The 15593-nt window shown below is 64.2% G+C and carries 15 protein-coding genes; 9 read left to right on the top strand and 6 right to left on the bottom strand.

Annotation, left to right across the window (positions count from 1 at the left end):
- Nucleotides 1-346 precede the first annotated feature (346 nt).
- The 6 genes from MHM97_RS07060 (at nucleotide 347) to MHM97_RS07035 (ending at nucleotide 4434) form a co-directional block, all read left to right on the top strand.
- Complete coding sequence (locus MHM97_RS07060) at nucleotides 347-946, top strand: hypothetical protein (RefSeq protein WP_239321213.1); 600 nt, start codon at nucleotides 347-349, stop codon at nucleotides 944-946.
- Between the two features lie 362 nt (nucleotides 947-1308).
- Nucleotides 1309-2055, top strand: coding sequence for a hypothetical protein (locus MHM97_RS07055; protein WP_239321210.1), 747 nt, complete (start codon nucleotides 1309-1311; stop codon nucleotides 2053-2055).
- A gap of 44 nt (nucleotides 2056-2099) precedes the next feature.
- Nucleotides 2100-2507 carry a PaaI family thioesterase gene (locus MHM97_RS07050; RefSeq protein ID WP_239321207.1) on the top strand — a complete coding sequence of 136 codons (408 nt, stop codon included), beginning with the start codon at nucleotides 2100-2102 and terminating at the stop codon, nucleotides 2505-2507.
- A gap of 13 nt (nucleotides 2508-2520) precedes the next feature.
- Nucleotides 2521-3177 carry a DNA-3-methyladenine glycosylase I gene (locus MHM97_RS07045; protein ID WP_239321206.1) on the top strand — a complete coding sequence of 219 codons (657 nt, stop codon included), beginning with the start codon at nucleotides 2521-2523 and terminating at the stop codon, nucleotides 3175-3177.
- A complete protein-coding gene (locus MHM97_RS07040) occupies nucleotides 3170-3853 on the top strand; it encodes a hypothetical protein (RefSeq protein ID WP_239321205.1) in 684 nt (227 codons plus the stop codon). Before MHM97_RS07045 ends, MHM97_RS07040 begins: the two co-directional genes overlap by 8 nt.
- 143 nt (nucleotides 3854-3996) lie before the next feature.
- On the top strand, nucleotides 3997-4434 hold the full coding sequence (locus MHM97_RS07035) for a DMT family transporter (protein WP_239321202.1): 438 nt from the start codon (nucleotides 3997-3999) through the stop codon (nucleotides 4432-4434).
- Nucleotides 4435-4480: 46 nt separating this feature from the next.
- Here the strand turns inward: MHM97_RS07035 and MHM97_RS07030 are convergent, their stop codons facing one another.
- The 3 genes from MHM97_RS07030 to MHM97_RS07020 form a co-directional block, all read right to left on the bottom strand.
- Nucleotides 4481-5164, bottom strand: a complete 684-nt coding sequence (locus tag MHM97_RS07030; protein WP_239321199.1) for an ABC transporter ATP-binding protein — start codon at nucleotides 5162-5164, stop codon at nucleotides 4481-4483.
- The gene (locus MHM97_RS07025) at nucleotides 5157-6440 is read right to left on the bottom strand and encodes a lipoprotein-releasing ABC transporter permease subunit (RefSeq protein ID WP_239321196.1); all 1284 of its coding nucleotides are present in this window, start codon (nucleotides 6438-6440) and stop codon (nucleotides 5157-5159) included. Before MHM97_RS07025 ends, MHM97_RS07030 begins: the two co-directional genes overlap by 8 nt.
- Before the next feature lie 88 nt (nucleotides 6441-6528).
- Complete coding sequence (locus MHM97_RS07020) at nucleotides 6529-7041, bottom strand: DUF2937 family protein (RefSeq protein ID WP_239321193.1); 513 nt, start codon at nucleotides 7039-7041, stop codon at nucleotides 6529-6531.
- A gap of 443 nt (nucleotides 7042-7484) precedes the next feature.
- Between MHM97_RS07020 and MHM97_RS07015 the strand changes: the two genes are divergently transcribed.
- Nucleotides 7485-8756 carry a calcium-binding protein gene (locus MHM97_RS07015; protein WP_239321190.1) on the top strand — a complete coding sequence of 424 codons (1272 nt, stop codon included), beginning with the start codon at nucleotides 7485-7487 and terminating at the stop codon, nucleotides 8754-8756.
- A 125-nt stretch (nucleotides 8757-8881) separates the two neighbouring features.
- Here MHM97_RS07015 and MHM97_RS07010 read toward each other — a convergent pair whose 3' ends face one another.
- Together MHM97_RS07010 and proS are read right to left on the bottom strand one after the other, a co-directional pair.
- On the bottom strand, nucleotides 8882-9658 hold the full coding sequence (locus MHM97_RS07010; RefSeq protein ID WP_239321188.1) for a hypothetical protein: 777 nt from the start codon (nucleotides 9656-9658) through the stop codon (nucleotides 8882-8884).
- A 114-nt stretch (nucleotides 9659-9772) separates the two neighbouring features.
- Nucleotides 9773-11128, bottom strand: a complete 1356-nt coding sequence (proS, locus tag MHM97_RS07005) for a proline--tRNA ligase (RefSeq protein WP_239321185.1) — start codon at nucleotides 11126-11128, stop codon at nucleotides 9773-9775.
- A gap of 681 nt (nucleotides 11129-11809) precedes the next feature.
- Between proS and MHM97_RS07000 the strand changes: the two genes are divergently transcribed.
- Complete coding sequence (locus tag MHM97_RS07000; RefSeq protein ID WP_239321182.1) at nucleotides 11810-13516, top strand: GAF domain-containing hybrid sensor histidine kinase/response regulator; 1707 nt, start codon at nucleotides 11810-11812, stop codon at nucleotides 13514-13516.
- Nucleotides 13517-13584: 68 nt separating this feature from the next.
- Here the strand turns inward: MHM97_RS07000 and MHM97_RS06995 are convergent, their stop codons facing one another.
- Nucleotides 13585-14874: an MFS transporter gene (locus MHM97_RS06995; protein WP_239321179.1), complete on the bottom strand. Its 1290-nt coding sequence runs from the start codon at nucleotides 14872-14874 to the stop codon at nucleotides 13585-13587.
- 191 nt (nucleotides 14875-15065) lie between these two features.
- On the opposite strand from MHM97_RS06995, the gene MHM97_RS06990 reads away from it, so the two are divergent.
- Nucleotides 15066-15464: an Imm10 family immunity protein gene (locus MHM97_RS06990; RefSeq protein ID WP_239321177.1), complete on the top strand. Its 399-nt coding sequence runs from the start codon at nucleotides 15066-15068 to the stop codon at nucleotides 15462-15464.
- Nucleotides 15465-15593 lie beyond the last annotated feature (129 nt).

Raw genomic sequence — 15593 nt, 5'->3', positions numbered from 1 at the left:
CCGTTCTTACCCCAAACAGTGCCCCGCACTGTTTGCCGCTGCGCGGTCCGGGACGAACTCCCGGACGTAAGGTCAGGCGCGGGCCGTGCCGCTGCGCGCCACGCCCCAAGGCAACTCCTGCAAACGCTGCACTTCGGCGTCCACTTTGGGCTGCGCCCGGGGACCGGCGCTCCGCCCACACTTCATCTTCTCGCAAATATCCCGGGGGTGAATTGCCCGGCACGGGCAAGAGGGGGCAGCGCCCCCACCTCGATCGCGAAGAAATCCGCCGCCGCCCCCGAATAATCCCCGGCCCCCCGGTGTTTCCTCAGCATCAACCCAAATCAATTGCTCAGAGGACACCCCCATGGCCGAGACCATCAAGATCGCAGGCAAAGCCTTTCCCGCCGACATCCCCGGCATGCTCAAGCACAACAGCATGCGCAACACCTTCGGCAACTGGATCGCACGCGAAAAGAAAGTGCTGCTGCCCCATATCAAATGCACCATTGCGATGATGAACAAACAGGACGGCCCCGGCCTCTTCCGCGCCTATTTCGACGAGGCCCTGCCGGACGCGCAGCGCGTCGACCTGCCGATCAACATCTATTCCCTGCTCAAGCAGGAAGCCGAGAGCGACACCCCGCGCGATGCCGCCTTCAAGGTGATCCTCAAGAAGGCGCAGAAATTCATCACCGGCCCGCTCGACCATTACCGGAGCGAGTTCTTCGACTCCAAGACCTTCCGCGATTTCGTCATCAAGCAGCTCGGCCAGACCGACGCCAAGAAGGAAGCCAAGGCCCAGGGGATCAAGGACGACAAGACCCTGTTCGAGATCTTCATCCTCACCAACAGCGACCGCAAGGACGAGGCCGTGAAGCTGGTCAAGACGCTGGCCAAGAAGGAAAAACTCGGCAAGGAGAAGGAAGAGAGCCTGATCCGCCAGGTCACCAAGGGCCGCATGTAAGCGCCCCGCCAACACAGCCCGTTGCGCCCCCGGCGCGCGCCCGCCTCACGCGGTCTCAACCCGCACCTGCCATACTCGCCTGCGTTGCAACACCCACAGGGCACGGCCTGACACCCCGTGCCCGACAGGAGAACAGGGCCCCAGAGACCACCCTCACCCGGGTGCAGGGGATCCGGCCAGACGCGGGGAAACCCGCGCCATCTCTCCGCCTCCCGCGGGACCTCAAACCCCGTGGCGGCGCCGCCATTTGTCCCACGCCCGCCCACTTCTTTGTGAGGGCCGCCGACAACAGATTGATCGCAGGCGGCGCAACCGCCTAACCTCTGCGCACCGCCACGCGCAGGGAGGGGCAGCGGCACGCCATGAATTTCATCGCCGACAACCAGCTGCTGTTGCTGATCCTGTGCTTTGCCACCGGGAGCCTCGGCACCGCCTTGCTGTTTCGCAAACCCGCCGGCCACCGCGCCTGGCGGCTGGCCGATCTGGTCTGGGTCATCCTCGGCGGCATCGGCGCCCTGGTGGCGGTGGTCGCCGGGATCTATTCCGCCGATACCTCGCGCCTCGACAGGCAGGTGGATGTGGCCTATGCCGCCACCCAGGCCTTTGACCGCGACGCCGCCCGCTTTCGCCTGCGCTTTTGCGAGCCCGCCTATGACAGCGACATCGCCGCGCTCTGCGACAAGGTCGAGTTCCTCTCCGCCTCCACCGCCGACACCCGCGGCCTGCCCTTTTTCACCGCCGTCACCGACAGCGTCGCCCCGCTGCGCGCGCTCTCGGTCTTTGGCGACGACATGAAGGCCATGGCGCGTTCGGTCGACAGCTTTGATCCGGCCAGTTTTGTGGTCTTTGCCGCCCTTGATCCCGACACCGAGGCCGCCGTGACCAGCCTGCGCCGCAAGGTGCCCGCCATCGCCGGGGATTTCCTGATCCTCGCCCGCGCCTACGAGGATCTGGTCACGCTGCTTGCCCGCCTCAAGGACGAATGGCAAACCCTTGAAGAGAATGCCTATATCCTCGCGCTCCAGGTTCTGGCGCTGTGCCTGGTCAGTTTTGCGGCCCCGTTTCGGCTCGGCAAATCCGTCGTGGAGCTGCGCCCCCGCCCGCGCTAAGGTCGCGGCAAGAGGGCGGCAAGGAGGCAACAGGGAGACAGACCATGACCAAGGACGATCTGCAACAGATCCTGGCCGATGCCTTTGCCCCCTGGGTGCAGGCGCTGGAACTGACGGTGGTCGAGACCGCCCCCGACAGCACCGTGCTGCGGATGCCGGTCACGCCGGCGCTTGCCCGGGTTGGGGGCATCGTCTCCGGTCAGGCGCTGATGGCGCTGGCGGATACCGCCATGGTGCTGGGGGCGATGTCGCATGCAGGGCGGATGCTGCCCCTGGCCACCACCGATCTGCACTGCCAGTTCCTGCGCCCCGGCAACGGAGCCGCGATCCTGTGCCGCGCGCAGCTGGTGAAACCGGGCCGCGCCCTCAGCGTCTGGCGCGCCGAGATGACCGACGAGGCCAGCGGCAAACTGGTTGCCACCGCAACCGCCACCTTCTACCTGCCCGCCTGAGGAGCCGCGCCGCATGCGCCATTTCGACGAAATCTTCGCCATCGCCGCCGACCGCCACGGCGGCCCCGCCGCGCTGGACGGCAAGCTGACAAAGCCCGACCCGCAGATCACCGCCCTGCCCGAGGATCGCTGGCTGTCGGTGATGACCCGCTGCGTCTTCAACGCCGGTTTCAACTGGAAGGTCATCGCGGCCAAATGGGACGGGTTCGAACGCGCCTTTGACGGCTTTGACGTCGGCCGCAACGCCTTCATGGATGACGCACAGCTCGACGCCCATCTGCGCAACACCGAGATCGTGCGCAACGGTGCCAAGATCCAGTCGGTACGCGACAATGCCGCCTTCCTGATGGAGCTGCGCGACGCGGGCGGCGCGGGCAAGGTGCTCGGCGGCTGGCCGTCGCAGGACTACATCGGCCTGCTGGAGATGCTGAAGACCCGCGGCAGCCGTCTTGGTGCCGCCACGGGGCAATATGCCATGCGCTTTGCCGGGCGGGATGCGTTCATCCTCTCGACCGACGTGACCGCACGGCTGGTCGCCGAAGGGGTGATCGACAAGCCCGCCACCTCGAAACGGGCGCTGCGGGCCGTGCAGGAGGCCTTCAACCACTGGGCCGCGCAGTCGGGCCGGTCCCTCAGCGAAATCAGCCAGGTGCTGGCCTACAGTGTCTAGGGTTCTGCTCCTCCTGCTGGCCCTGCTCGCCGCCTGCGGCCGCAGCCCGACCGAGCGCGAACGCATGTTCCTCGGCACGCTGCATGGCGACAGTCTGGATTATGCCCGCCTGCGTCTGGTCGAGGGCGCACCATTGCGGGCCGTCACCTTCCGCCGCCTGCAGCGCCCCCGCACCACCTGCCGCGAGCGCATCCTGCCGCCGCGTCCCGCCGGCGAGGTGGTCACCGCCTCTCCGGCCGCGGTGGCGATCTTCAACCGCATCTTCTTCACCCGCGAATGGTATCTGCCCGATTACACCCCGGACTATCCCGACACCCTGCCGCTGGTCGAAGCGATGCTGCTGGCGCATGAGGCCACCCATGTCTGGCAATGGCAGAACCGCGACCGCACCGGCTATACGCCGCTGAAGGCGCTGCTCGAACACGGCACCTCGCCCGATCCCTATCTGTTCGACCCGGATCGAGAGGCGGATTTCCTCTCTTTCGGCTACGAACAACAAGGCACCATCGTCGAGGAATACGTCTGCTGCCGGGCCCTGGCCCCGCGCGCCGAGCGCACCCATCGCCTGCATCGCATGCTCGCGGCGGAGATGCCGGTCTCCGACCTGCCGCAGAGCCGCGAGAGCGATGTGCTGCTGCCCTGGAAGGACGTGCGCATCGACGGGATTTGCGACTGATCCCCGCCGTATAGTTACGTCCTGGGTAACGTTGCGTAGAAATACGCGGGCACACGGATAGCGCTTGCCCCCTTCTGGCCTGCGCCGCATTCTGCTCCGGCACGCAATCGGCAGGGGGAGCGGTCATGGGGAGGACAAGCGAAATGACCCAATTTGCACTGATCATGCTGGCAGCCGGGATCGGGATCCCCGTTCTCGCCGCCCTCAACGCGCGGCTGGGGCAGGTCCTCGGCGCGCCGGGGGCCGCCTGCGTGGTGTTGTTTGCGGTGGCCTTTGTCGCCGCGCTCGGGTTCTATGCGCTTGTCGGGCCCAAGACCCTGTCGCAGGTGATGATCGCGCCCCGGCATCTCTTGCTCGGCGGGGTGCTGGTGGCCTTCTATGTCCTGTCGATCACCCATGTGGCCCCCCATTTCGGGGTCGGCAACGCGGTGTTCTTCGTGCTTCTGGGCCAGCTCCTCTCGGCTGCGGCGATCGACCATTTCGGCCTCTTTGGCGCCCAGATCAGCCCGTTGACCTGGACCCGCGCACTGGGGATCTCGGTCATGGCCGCCGGGGTCTGGATCACCCAGATCGCCGCCTGAGCCCAACCTGAGTGCCACCCCGACCGCTGCGGCTTGCACGCCGGGGTCAGCCTGCGCGCAGCACCCCGTCCTCCAGATGCAGTACCCGGTCCATCCGCGATGCAAGCTCCAGATTATGGGTCGCGATCAGCGCCGACAGGCCGGTTTCCGACACCAGCCGCATCAACACCTCAAACACCTGATCCGAGGTCGCCGGATCGAGGTTCCCGGTCGGCTCATCCGCCAGCAGGATACGCGGGCTGTTGGCCAGCGCCCGGCAAAACGCCACCCGTTGTTGCTCGCCCCCGGACAGCGCTGCCGGTCGATGCGCGGCGCGGTCCTTCAGCCCCACAAGCGCCAAGAGTTCGACGCCGCGCGCCTCTGCCGCGCGTTGGGATACCCCATTGGCAAGCTGCGGCAGAACGATGTTTTCCAGCGCCGTGAACTCCGGCAGCAGGTGATGGAACTGGTAGACAAAGCCCACATCCTGCCGCCGCACCCGTGTGCGCTTGCGCTCGCCCGCTCCGGTCATGTCCTGCCCGCCGATCTGCACCGTGCCCGCATCGGCCACATCCAGCAGCCCCGCGATCTGCAACAGCGTTGATTTGCCCGCGCCGGAGGGCGCCACCAGCGCCACAACTTCGCCCGCGCGCAGGGTCAGGTCTGCTCCGCGCAGGACCGAGACCTCCCCCGGCGTGCCCGCCAGATAGGTCTTGCTCAGCCCTTCGATCTGCAAGGTGATCTCACTCATAGCGCAGCGCCTCCACAGGGTTCAGCCGCGCCGCGCGGCGGGCCGGGAAAATGGTGACAACAAACGACAGACCCAGCGACAGGCCCACGGCCTTGATCACATCGCCCGCCCGCAGTTCAGCCGGTAGCGCGTAGATGCCCCGGATCGACGGATCCCAGACCCCGCCGCCCATGACGTAATTCACAAACGAGAAGATCGGGTCGATATAGATCGCAAACAGACAGCCAAGGATCACCCCAAGCAGGGTGCCGATCACCCCGGTAATCGACCCGCAAATGAAAAACACCCGCATCACCGAGCCTTCGCTGAGGCCAATGGTGCGCAGGATGCCGATGTCGCGCCCCTTGTTCTTTACCAGCATGATCAGGCCGGAGACGATGTTCATCGTCGCAATCAGCACCAGGATCGACAGGATCACGAACATCACGTTGTCCTCGACCTCCAGCGCGCGCAGGAAACCGCCCGAACTGTCGCGCCAGCTCCAGACGCCATAGCTTTGCCCCGCTGCCTGCACCAGCGGCAGGATGTATTGATCCACCCGCTCGGGGTCATCAACCATCACCTCGATCTCATCTGCCGCACCTTCGCGATTGAAATAGCTCTGCGCCTCGGCGAAGGGCAGATAGGCGCGGGTGTTGTCGATGTCATAACGCCCGGCGGTAAAGACATAGACCACCTCATAGGCGTTCACGCGTGGGCTGGTGCCAAAGGCGGTCTTGACGCCGTTGGGCGAGATCAGCTTGACCTTGTCCCCGATGCTCAGGCCCAGGGCGCGCGCGACACCCGATCCGATCGCAATTCCTTCGTCAAAACGGCCGAGATCGCCATAGGCCGCGTCGCTTTGAGCAACACCCGGAATCTCGGCCAGATCCGCGGCGTGGATACCATAGACCTGCACACCGGCGTTACGGTCGCCCCGGCTGGCCATCACCTGACCTTTGATCAGCGGGGCCGCCTGCAACACGCCGGGCACTTGCCCTACCGCTTCCGCCAATGCGGCATAATCGGTGATGCGTCGATCAAGCGTGCCGGCTTCGGTGACTTCGCCGTGGGCATAGACCGTGGCATGGGCGTTGGCGCCCAAAATGGTGCCCACAAATTCCGACCGAAAGCCTGAGCGCACCGCCAGTGTCGCGATCAGCGCAAAGACCGCCAGCGTGATGCCGATGAGGGAAATCCAGGTCATCACCGACACGCCGCCTTCGCTGCGGCGGGCGCGCAAATAGCGCCAGGCAATCATCCATTCGAAACGGGAAAAAGGCGCAGGTGCAGCCATTTAGGCGGTCTTCCTCTTGCGATGAAAATGCGGCTCCGCCAAGGCAGAGCGCCTGTCGCGCAGACCCTAGGGGCGCGGGGATGTGCGGTCAAGCAAGCCTGTCGCGGCGGCGCGCACTGCGGGCAAAGAGACGCCGCCCCCCCGCCATCAGCCCCCAGATAAGACCACTGCCCGCCAGCACCCCCACCGCCGCCAGCATCATCGCATCAAGCGAGACCGGCACCGCAGGCTCAAACGCCTGAAGCGTGGCAGAGGCGATCTCGCTTTCGGCAAAGCGCCCCAGATGCAGCGCGCGCTCCACCGGGGCCATGGCGCTCAACTCACGCAAGTCAGACGACAGGCGACCATAGCGGTCGATGGTGGCCGCCATGGTTTCGGCGCGCGCGGCCCCCATCTCGCCCCCCTGGGCCAGTTGCACCAGCGCCGCATGCCGCTCCAGCCCAAGCGCCGCCGCATCGGCATCAAACTCCGCCACCGTGCGGCGCAGCGCGTCCACGTGACCACCCAGCCGTTGCAGATAGGCCTGCGCATAGGCGGGAAACTGTGACAGGCCCACACCTGCGCCCGCCCCACCCAGAAGTGACACCATCCGCGTGATCATGATCGTTGTCCTTCTCTCAGCCCATTGCCCCAAATGGTGACCCGATGCGCCTGTCAGGCGCAACCCTCAGCATGAGCGCCCCATCAGACCCCCGCACACCTCCCCTGTGAAGGGGAAAACGGGGGCGCTCCCGCCCCCTTTTGGTGTTTTGCATGCGCAAAACGCCGAAAAGGCGTTGGGGGTGGCGCCGGGCCTTTGGCCCGGCGCCACCCCCAACCCGCAGGGCCCAACCGGATCAGGGCATGTTTCATGCCCGCAAGACGGGCGGGAGCGCTGCCCGCGCGCACCGATACGGCGCGATCTGCAAAAAGCAGCGCAAAAACGAGAGGTGCTTCGCATACACGGCAAGAACGCAACCCTTTGGAAATCTATTGAAGGGCATTCTCCCATAGGTAGTTTCAAACTTTTGCCACATGGATCAGCACCATGAGGAGATTGATATCATGACAGCCATTTTGCCGGGCCAAGACCCCCGGATCGCAGAGATTTTTCAGGACATGGCCAGCAACCAACGCGCCCTGAAGGATGCCGATGAGGTCGAACAGGCAGGCAAACGCGGCCAGGCGGCCATGCACACCGAATATCAGATGCGGGCAGAGGACGGTCTCACCGTCAAGGAAGGCATGGGCGTCGGTGACATCAACCTCACCGCCCAGCGCTATCGCCAGCAGGCCGCGGATATGCGCGTTGCCATCGCCAAACTGCGCGATGAGGATCCCGACCACGCGGATTATGCCACCACTGTCGCCATGCAGATCCTCGGGCAGGTCAGCACCGGCGACACGATGGCGGACACGATCCTGATGTCGATCGTGGGCGGTGACGCGACGGATGACACGTTCCTCAGCGCCAAATTCGCCATGCCGGATGCGGTGGGCACCGCGGGCGCGGATGAGGTCTCGGTCGACACCGACGGCATGATCTTTGGCGTCAAGACCGGCGACGGGGCCGATGTGGTCTCGCTCAGCGGTGCGCAGGTCTTTGACGTCAGCACCGATGCCACACCCACCATTGCCGTCACGGTTGCCGACAAAAACGGCTCCAAAACCTGGATGAGCACGCAAACCTTTGCCAACAATGACAGGCTGACCATTCAGGCCGGAACCGCGGGGTCCATCAGCACCGGTGGCGGCGATGACAGCCTCCGCATTGATGCGGACAACCTCTACAGTGTCTCCGCTGGCGATGGGAACGACAGGCTGCGGATCTCAGCCGATTATGCGCAGGGCATCAACGCCGGTGCAGGCAATGATATCATCAGCTTGCAGGCGACAATTGCCGAACGCATCAGCGGCGGCGACGGGGCCGACGCGATTGACGTGACGGCGGCGCGAGGCTCTGTGGATGGCGGTGAGGGCGACGATCTGATCCGCATTTCCGCAACCGAAGCCGTGACCGTAAGCGGGGGGCGCGGCAATGACCTGATCGAGCTGCGAAATGGCGGCGGCACCGTCACCCTGTCGCGCAAGACCGGGGACGGCGATGATATTGCCATGCTGGCACCGGGGGCAAATCTGACCATCGCCTCTGCCGTGCCCACCAGCATCACCCGCGAGGGCGACAAACTGCTCCTGCGCTATGCCGATGGCGGCAGCCTCACCCTGAGCGGGATTGATCAGGCGGGAGAGATTTCCCTCGCCAATGCCCGCGGCGGTGATCCGGTACCGCTGCAAATCCCGCCGGCAGACGCCAATGGTGTCGATCTGAGGGTGTGACATTCGGATCTGTCAGAGGCCACGACTGCCGCGCCTTTAGATTCCCTCAAAGACATGGACCTTGGTCTGCACGCGGTGGACGCAGTCGCTCCCCGGCGTGCGCGCCGTTCACCGGCGCTGCGCGCTCACTCGAACAAAGACATCTGATCTGGATGCGGCTGCGTGGGTGTCGCGGGGCTGTCCGCACGGACTGCATCAACCAACGCGCGGAGATCTCTGGCCAAGTCCGGGCACAGCTCTTGCAGACGCGCGGCCTCCTGCGATGCAAAACTGATTTCGCGCGCGCTCATGTGAAACGGCACGTCCTCGTCTACTTCCAAGGTTTCGAGCATCTCTTCGATTGACCAGCCATCAGACAGAAACCCGAGTGCCCGCTCAAAACTCTCGTGCTCGGGATGCACCCAAGTGGTAATTCCGCGCAAGTAGTGGGCAGCCTGCGCGCGATCTGCGCCCTCGATCAACGTGTTCAACGCGCGACAAACCTGCACGGCCCATGGTTCTACCCAAACCACCAGCGCCTCAAACAGCGCATCCGCAGGCGGGATCATCGCGGGTGGTGTCGAAAGATGCCAATGATCCAGATCCGCCCCCGAGAGCGGCAATCCTTCGTAGGCGCAGTAGCTTGCAGGCGCGCGTTTGGCCACGGCGAGAAGATGGGCGAAAAAATCAAAGAGCGGTACCACCGCATCCGCATGGCGACCTGCGATCTGCCAGAGCCACGGCAATGCCGTCCAAGTGGCCGGGTAGAGCGATTCCTGATGATAAAGGCGATCCCACAGCAACGTGTTGCACAGCTCCGGGTCCCATTGCTCCAGGAGGCTGGAAAGAGGTCCCCGCACATCCTCCACGCCGTAGGCGCCGGGCAAATGGTCCCAAAGCGGATCATCAAGTGAAAGTTGCATCGTGGTAATATCCGAACTGTAATCTGCCCGGACTGTTACACAACATTTGGCATATAAAAACCCCGCCCGACGGGCCTGTCGGACGGGGCTCTCAATTCTGTGGCGCCGGTGGCTTTAGAAGCCGCGAGGCGTGGGGTGGTTGGCGTAGATCGCGGCGATTTTCTTTACTGCATCTTCCGGGCTCATCTCTTCGCTTTCGCCGGTGCGGCGGCTGGTCACCTCGACGACGCCGTTCTTCAGCCCGCGCGGGCCGACGGTAATGCGCCATGGCAGACCGATGAGGTCCATGCTGGCGAATTTGCCGCCCGCACGTTCCTTGCGATCATCATAAAGCGGCTCCAGACCAATGGCGGTCAGCGCCGCATAGAGCTGCTCGCAGGCGGCATCCGCTTCATCGTCGCCCTGCTTGAGGTTCACGATCCCGCAGTGGAAGGGGGTCACACCCTCGGGCCAGATGATGCCCTTGTCGTCGTGGCTGGCCTCGATGATGGCGCCGAGAAGACGCGAGACACCAATCCCGTGCGAGCCCATGTGGACCGGCACGCTGTCGCCCTCGGCGGTCTGCACGGTGGCGCCCAGCGCCTCTGAGTATTTGGTGCCGAAGTAGAAGATCTGGCCAACCTCGATACCGCGGGCGACGCGACGGCGGTCTTCGGGGATCTGATTGAAGAGCGCCTCGTCATGGGTCTCGTCGGTGCGGGCGTAGCGGGAGGTGAACTCTTCGAGCACGGCCTGACATTGTTCGACACTGTCATAGTCGATCTCGCGCGCGCCAAAGGTCAGATCGGTGATCTCGCTGTCATAGAAGACCTCCGACTCGCCGGTTTCGGCCAGCACGAGGAATTCGTGGGTGTAATCGCCACCAATCGGGCCACCATCAGCGCGCATCGGGATCGCCTGCAGCCCCATGCGCTCGTAGGTGCGCAGGTAGCTGACCAGATGGCGGTTGTAGGCGTGCAGCGCGTCCTCTTTGGTGAGGTCGAAGTTATAGCCATCCTTCATGTAGAATTCGCGCCCCCGCATCACGCCAAAGCGCGGGCGGATCTCGTCGCGGAATTTCCACTGGATCTGATACATCGTCAGCGGCAGGTCTTTGTAGCTGGAGACATTGGCGCGGAAGATGTCGGTGATCAGCTCTTCGGCGGTCGGCGTGAACAGCATGTCGCGGTCATGGCGGTCGCGGATGCGCAGCATCTCCTCGCCATAGGCGTCATAGCGCCCGGACTCGCGCCACAGGTCGGCCGACTGGATGGTGGGCATCAGCATCGGGATGTGGCCCGCGCGCATCTGCTCTTCGTGCACGATGCCTTCGATCTTTTTCAGCACCCGGTAGCCCAGCGGCAGCCAGGAGTAGATCCCGGCGGCGGACTGTTTGATCATGCCGGCGCGCAGCATGTAACGGTGGCTGACGACCTGCGCCTCCGAGGGGGTCTCCTTGAGGACAGGCAGGAAATAGCGAGACAGGCGCATAATGGCTCCATGCGGTGAACGAGTGTTCTGCCCGGTTTAGTAGCTGGCAGGGAGACGGACAAGGGTGCAGTTGCACCGGACGGGCATCGCGCCCCGGGATCAGGGCAGCCAAGGGGCGGCCCATGGCGAAAGTCGCGGTTCCGTCCGGCAATACTCCCCTCTGGATTGCAATGCTTCGCCCGCGCAATTGGCGTTTCCGGAGAGGCGGCGCCGTGATGGTGATTTTGCGATAGAGACAGAGCCCGCATTTCCGCATCGGAGATTTGAAACAATGCCCGCGGTGCGATATGTCCTCAGGGGAACCGCTGCGTGGGAGGACCCGACCCCCGGACCCAAAAATCACCCGGATCAGCCGCAAAACCCACGGTCATACCCCCTGCCGCCCCGTGTCACGACCTTTCGGTCCTCTGACCTCCCGCGGGCCGTGTGGGCGCGCGGAATCGACTCGTCAGCTGCGGGAGGTGCTGCGCCCGCCCGACCAAACCCAAGTTTCACGAATTACGTGATAACCCCCTGTCACCACAGCCGTTTTTAAAGTCATAAAAATAATTCCAATTAAATATAGTTTTTTGATACATTCTCGCAGAATGTGAGTATTCAAGTATCGGAATTTTGGCACAATAGTCGTGCCCAAGCTGTAATGCGGCCCCTGCCCGCGTGATGTTAAAAGATGTTTTGTTCATGACCCATGCCTTGCCACTGACGCCCGATGCCTATGACGTGCAGCTGCGCGAACTGGGCCTGGTCGAACACCACAGCGAAGACGCGCTGGACAATCTCACATCGCTGGCCGCCCGCGTGCTGAACACGCCCACCGCGATGATTTCGGTGGTGCAGCCCAGCCAGGACCGGCAGTTCTTCAAGAGCTGCATCGGCCTGCCCGACATGGTGAGCGAGTTGCGCCAGACGCCGCTGTCGCATTCCTTCTGCCAGTATGTGCAGGCCACCGGGCAGCCGCTGATGGTCGACGACAGCCGCGACAACGGCCAGCTGCGCGACAATGAGGCGGTGCGCGATCTGCATATGATCGCCTATCTCGGGGTGCCCATCCACCTGCCCGACGGCACTGCCATCGGCGCGCTCTGCGTGGTGGATCGCAAGCCCCGACCGTGGCAGCACGGCGATCTGGAGACCTTGCAGCAGCTGGCGCTGACCGTCGATCACCTGATCGCGCTGAAACAGGCCCGCGACAGCGCCGAGGCGTCGGAGGCCACCGCCCGGCGCGAGGCCGAGGCCCGCAAGACCTTCCTGGCCCATATGAGCCACGAGATCCGCACGCCGCTGAATGGCATCATCGGCTCGACCGATCTGCTGATGCGCAATGTGACAGGGATCGCCAGCTCGCCCCGGCAGCAGGGTGAATTGCTGCGCACCGTCAACCGATCCGCACAGAGCCTGGAGCGGCTGCTGAATGATGCGCTCGACATTGCAAAGATCGACGCCGGCAAGATGGAACTGGCCCCGACCCCCTTTGACCTGCGCGAAACCATTCAGGACGTCGTGCAGCTGTTTTCCGCCAATGCCGCGCGCAAGGGCATCGAGATCACCCACAATTTCACCGACATCGCCGTGGGCGAGCTGCGCCAGGGCGACGGGTTCCGGCTTGGTCAGGTGCTGGGCAACCTGCTGAGCAACGCGGTGAAATTCACCGATCACGGCCGGGTCTGCCTCTGTCTGCGCGGCACCCCGCAGGCGGTGCATATCACCCTGCGGGACAGCGGCTGCGGCATCGCGCCCGAGCAGATCGACGCCCTGTTCAAACCCTTTGTCCAGGCCGAGCCCACCACGGCGCACAGCAAGGGCGGCACCGGGCTGGGCATGGCGATCGTGCAGCAGATGGTGCAGCTGATGGGCGGCCGCATCCGCGCCGAGAGCCTCCCGGGCGAGGGCACCACGTTCTTTCTGTCGCTGCCGATGCCGGTGGTCGCGCCTGCGCTTGCGGATCCCGATCGCGGGGATGACCAGCCCCCGGTGGAGGCCGACGCGCAGATCCTGCGCGGCAAGCGGGTGCTGGTGGCGGATGACAGCCCGGCCAACCGGCTGGTGCTGCAAAAACTGCTGGAGAGCCTCGGCGCCGAGGTCGACAAGGCCTATGACGGCGGTGACGCCTTCGGGCGCGCGGTGACCACCCGCTATGACATTCTGTTCCTCGACATCCAGATGCCGGGCTACAGCGGGCTCGAGGTGCTGGAGAAGCTGCGCGCCTCGCCGCGCCATGTCGCCCATGACGCGCTCTGCATCGCGGTCACCGGCAATACGCTGCCCAGCCAGGTGCAGCAATACCGCGACAGCGGCTTTGACGCCTGGCTCAGCAAACCGCTGCGCCACAGCGACCTGATCCGCGCCCTCTCGCCGCTGCTCGCGCCCGCCGGCCCGGCAGAGGCCTGATTGCCCAGTGATCGCCCGGTTGATCGCACAGTGATCGCCCGGTCGCCGCCGGCGGCGGTCATGCGCCCCTATGCACCAGCAGCAGCCAACCGTCGCGCCAGCGCCAGGCTCAGCGCCATCGCCGCCAGCAGGAACACACCCCCGACGCTCCAGGCCACAGGGGGTGCATAGACATCGGCAAGGGCCCCGGCCAGAACCAGCCCGATCGCCGCGCCACACTGCTGGATCAGGGAGCGCAGCGACAGCATGGTGGACCTCTGGCGATCCTCCACGCAGCGATGCAGCAGGCTGCTCGCAGGGGTCTCGCTGGCGCCGAGGAGGATGGAGTACAGCGCAAAGATAACGACAAAGCCGACGATGCCGCCCTGTATCGCCAGCGCGACCTGAACACCCGCGAGACAGGCAAAGATCGCCGCAAGCGTGCGCGCATGGCGCCGCCTGAAGATCCGGCTGATCTGCGGCGACAGGGAGGCGCCGATGGCGATCGCAAGGAAGTAGCCCGCCGTCAACGCCCCGATGACGGTATTGGCATAGGCCGCCTCGAGCATCGGCTTGGCATGGGTCGGCCAGATCACCTCGACCGGGTTTGTCGCCATCAGGAACAGCGCCAGAGCCGCCAGAAGCATGGCAAGCGTCCGGTGTCGCAGCGCCAGGCGGAAGGACTCGGCCACCACCGACGGGACCCGCGCAAAACCCTGTGCAAGCGCGTGGGGCGTCAGCGGCCGGGGGTCTTCGGCGATGGCGCAGAGGGTATAGATCAACACGCCGACCATCACCACAAAGCTGGCCGCATAGGACACATCATAGATGCTGATGCCATGGCGCAGACCAAGCGCCCCAAATGCGTCGGGTAGCAGCCCGCCCAGGACAGCCCCCACCGCGAGGCCCAGAGCGTTGGCCCCTTGCGCCCTGGCCAGCGCGGGCTGGACATCCACATTCGGCGCCGCCGCCCTAAAGGTCTCGACAAACCATGCATCCAGCGTGCCAGAGCGCAGGGCGCGTCCGAACCCGATGAAGGCGAAGGACAGTGCAAGCACGCCAAAGTCGCGCGACATGAGAAAAAGCGCCAGCGACACCAGACTGGCCAGGGTCGCTGCCAGAAAGACCGGCTTACGCCCGATCGTGTCCGCCAGCCCGCCGAAGGGCAGTTCCATCGCCATGGTGGTCAGGGAGTAGATCCCAAACAGCAGCGAGATCTGAAACAGATCCATGCCGCGATCAGTCAACGCCAGCGCAACGACGGCAACCGTGAGCCCCATGGCAAAACGGTCAAGGAACTGATGTATCTGAAACACCCGGATGTGCCGCCGCGCGCCGTCGGTCAATGCCGTGAAAGAGAAATCGAGTTCCGTCGTCATGGCGGCAGCATCCGCCTTTCCGTCGCCCTGCGCAATGGCGGATCAGCTCCCGGGATGACAGGCTCCGACCCCGCTGCACCAACCCTTGGCAAACGGCAGATCCGAGCCCAAACCAATCTACTGGGACGAGTTCTCCTATTGGCCGCTATAGTGTAGCCTAGTGCCAATTTAGATCATGCTGGGAAAACGCCGTGCACTCGCAAAAATTCAAACATGCGTCAGCGTCGAAAGGAGACGACTATGAAATGGTGGCCTTCGGCGATGCAAGTGACGGCTCATCAGACTATGTGCTTTTGCAGTTGGCATACGAATTTGACGATCAAGACCGCGCGACTGGGATGGACGGAATATATTTAGAAATCAACGATCAAGCACATGGCGCTTACAAGATTGTGCATCGAATTGAAGTTTTTCTCAACGCTGTGATCATTCATTTCTCATCTCAACAGCTAAAGCTGCCAGACACGCTCAACCCGTTTTGCATTCCGCTTGACGACGTTGCCCGCCTGAGCCCTGATGTTTGTGCGACGTTGGCCGGGATGGCTTGCCGTGCTGGAATAGACCTTGAGAACAAGCCTACCGAGTATTGATGCACTGCTACGGCAGCTTTGTCCGCACGGCAGACACGCCCGCAAGAGGACACGCGAGATCGCTGCGCCGTTGGCACACACCGCGGAGGCAACGCGTCCCACAAACCGGGCACTCACTCCGGTGCGGTG

Source organism: Epibacterium sp. Ofav1-8, assembly GCF_022348185.1.
Taxonomy (GTDB): domain Bacteria; phylum Pseudomonadota; class Alphaproteobacteria; order Rhodobacterales; family Rhodobacteraceae; genus Epibacterium.
The sequence above is the reverse complement of the archived record's forward strand: the minus strand, read 5'-3'. Positions and strand labels throughout refer to the sequence as shown.

Excerpts from the sequence above, each read along its gene's own strand:
- MHM97_RS07060 (WP_239321213.1), top strand. The coding sequence starts at position 347 with ATGGCCGAGACCATCAAGATCGCAGGCAAAGCCTTTCCCGCCGACATC.
- MHM97_RS07055 (WP_239321210.1), top strand. The coding sequence starts at position 1,309 with ATGAATTTCATCGCCGACAACCAGCTGCTGTTGCTGATCCTGTGCTTT.
- MHM97_RS07050 (WP_239321207.1), top strand. The coding sequence starts at position 2,100 with ATGACCAAGGACGATCTGCAACAGATCCTGGCCGATGCCTTTGCCCCC.
- MHM97_RS07045 (WP_239321206.1), top strand. The coding sequence starts at position 2,521 with ATGCGCCATTTCGACGAAATCTTCGCCATCGCCGCCGACCGCCACGGC.
- MHM97_RS07035 (WP_239321202.1), top strand. The coding sequence starts at position 3,997 with ATGACCCAATTTGCACTGATCATGCTGGCAGCCGGGATCGGGATCCCC.
- MHM97_RS07030 (WP_239321199.1), bottom strand. The coding sequence starts at position 5,164 with ATGAGTGAGATCACCTTGCAGATCGAAGGGCTGAGCAAGACCTATCTG.
- MHM97_RS07025 (WP_239321196.1), bottom strand. The coding sequence starts at position 6,440 with ATGGCTGCACCTGCGCCTTTTTCCCGTTTCGAATGGATGATTGCCTGG.
- MHM97_RS07020 (WP_239321193.1), bottom strand. The coding sequence starts at position 7,041 with ATGATCACGCGGATGGTGTCACTTCTGGGTGGGGCGGGCGCAGGTGTG.
- MHM97_RS07015 (WP_239321190.1), top strand. The coding sequence starts at position 7,485 with ATGACAGCCATTTTGCCGGGCCAAGACCCCCGGATCGCAGAGATTTTT.
- MHM97_RS07010 (WP_239321188.1), bottom strand. The coding sequence starts at position 9,658 with ATGCAACTTTCACTTGATGATCCGCTTTGGGACCATTTGCCCGGCGCC.
- proS (WP_239321185.1), bottom strand. The coding sequence starts at position 11,128 with ATGCGCCTGTCTCGCTATTTCCTGCCTGTCCTCAAGGAGACCCCCTCG.
- MHM97_RS07000 (WP_239321182.1), top strand. The coding sequence starts at position 11,810 with ATGACCCATGCCTTGCCACTGACGCCCGATGCCTATGACGTGCAGCTG.
- MHM97_RS06995 (WP_239321179.1), bottom strand. The coding sequence starts at position 14,874 with ATGACGACGGAACTCGATTTCTCTTTCACGGCATTGACCGACGGCGCG.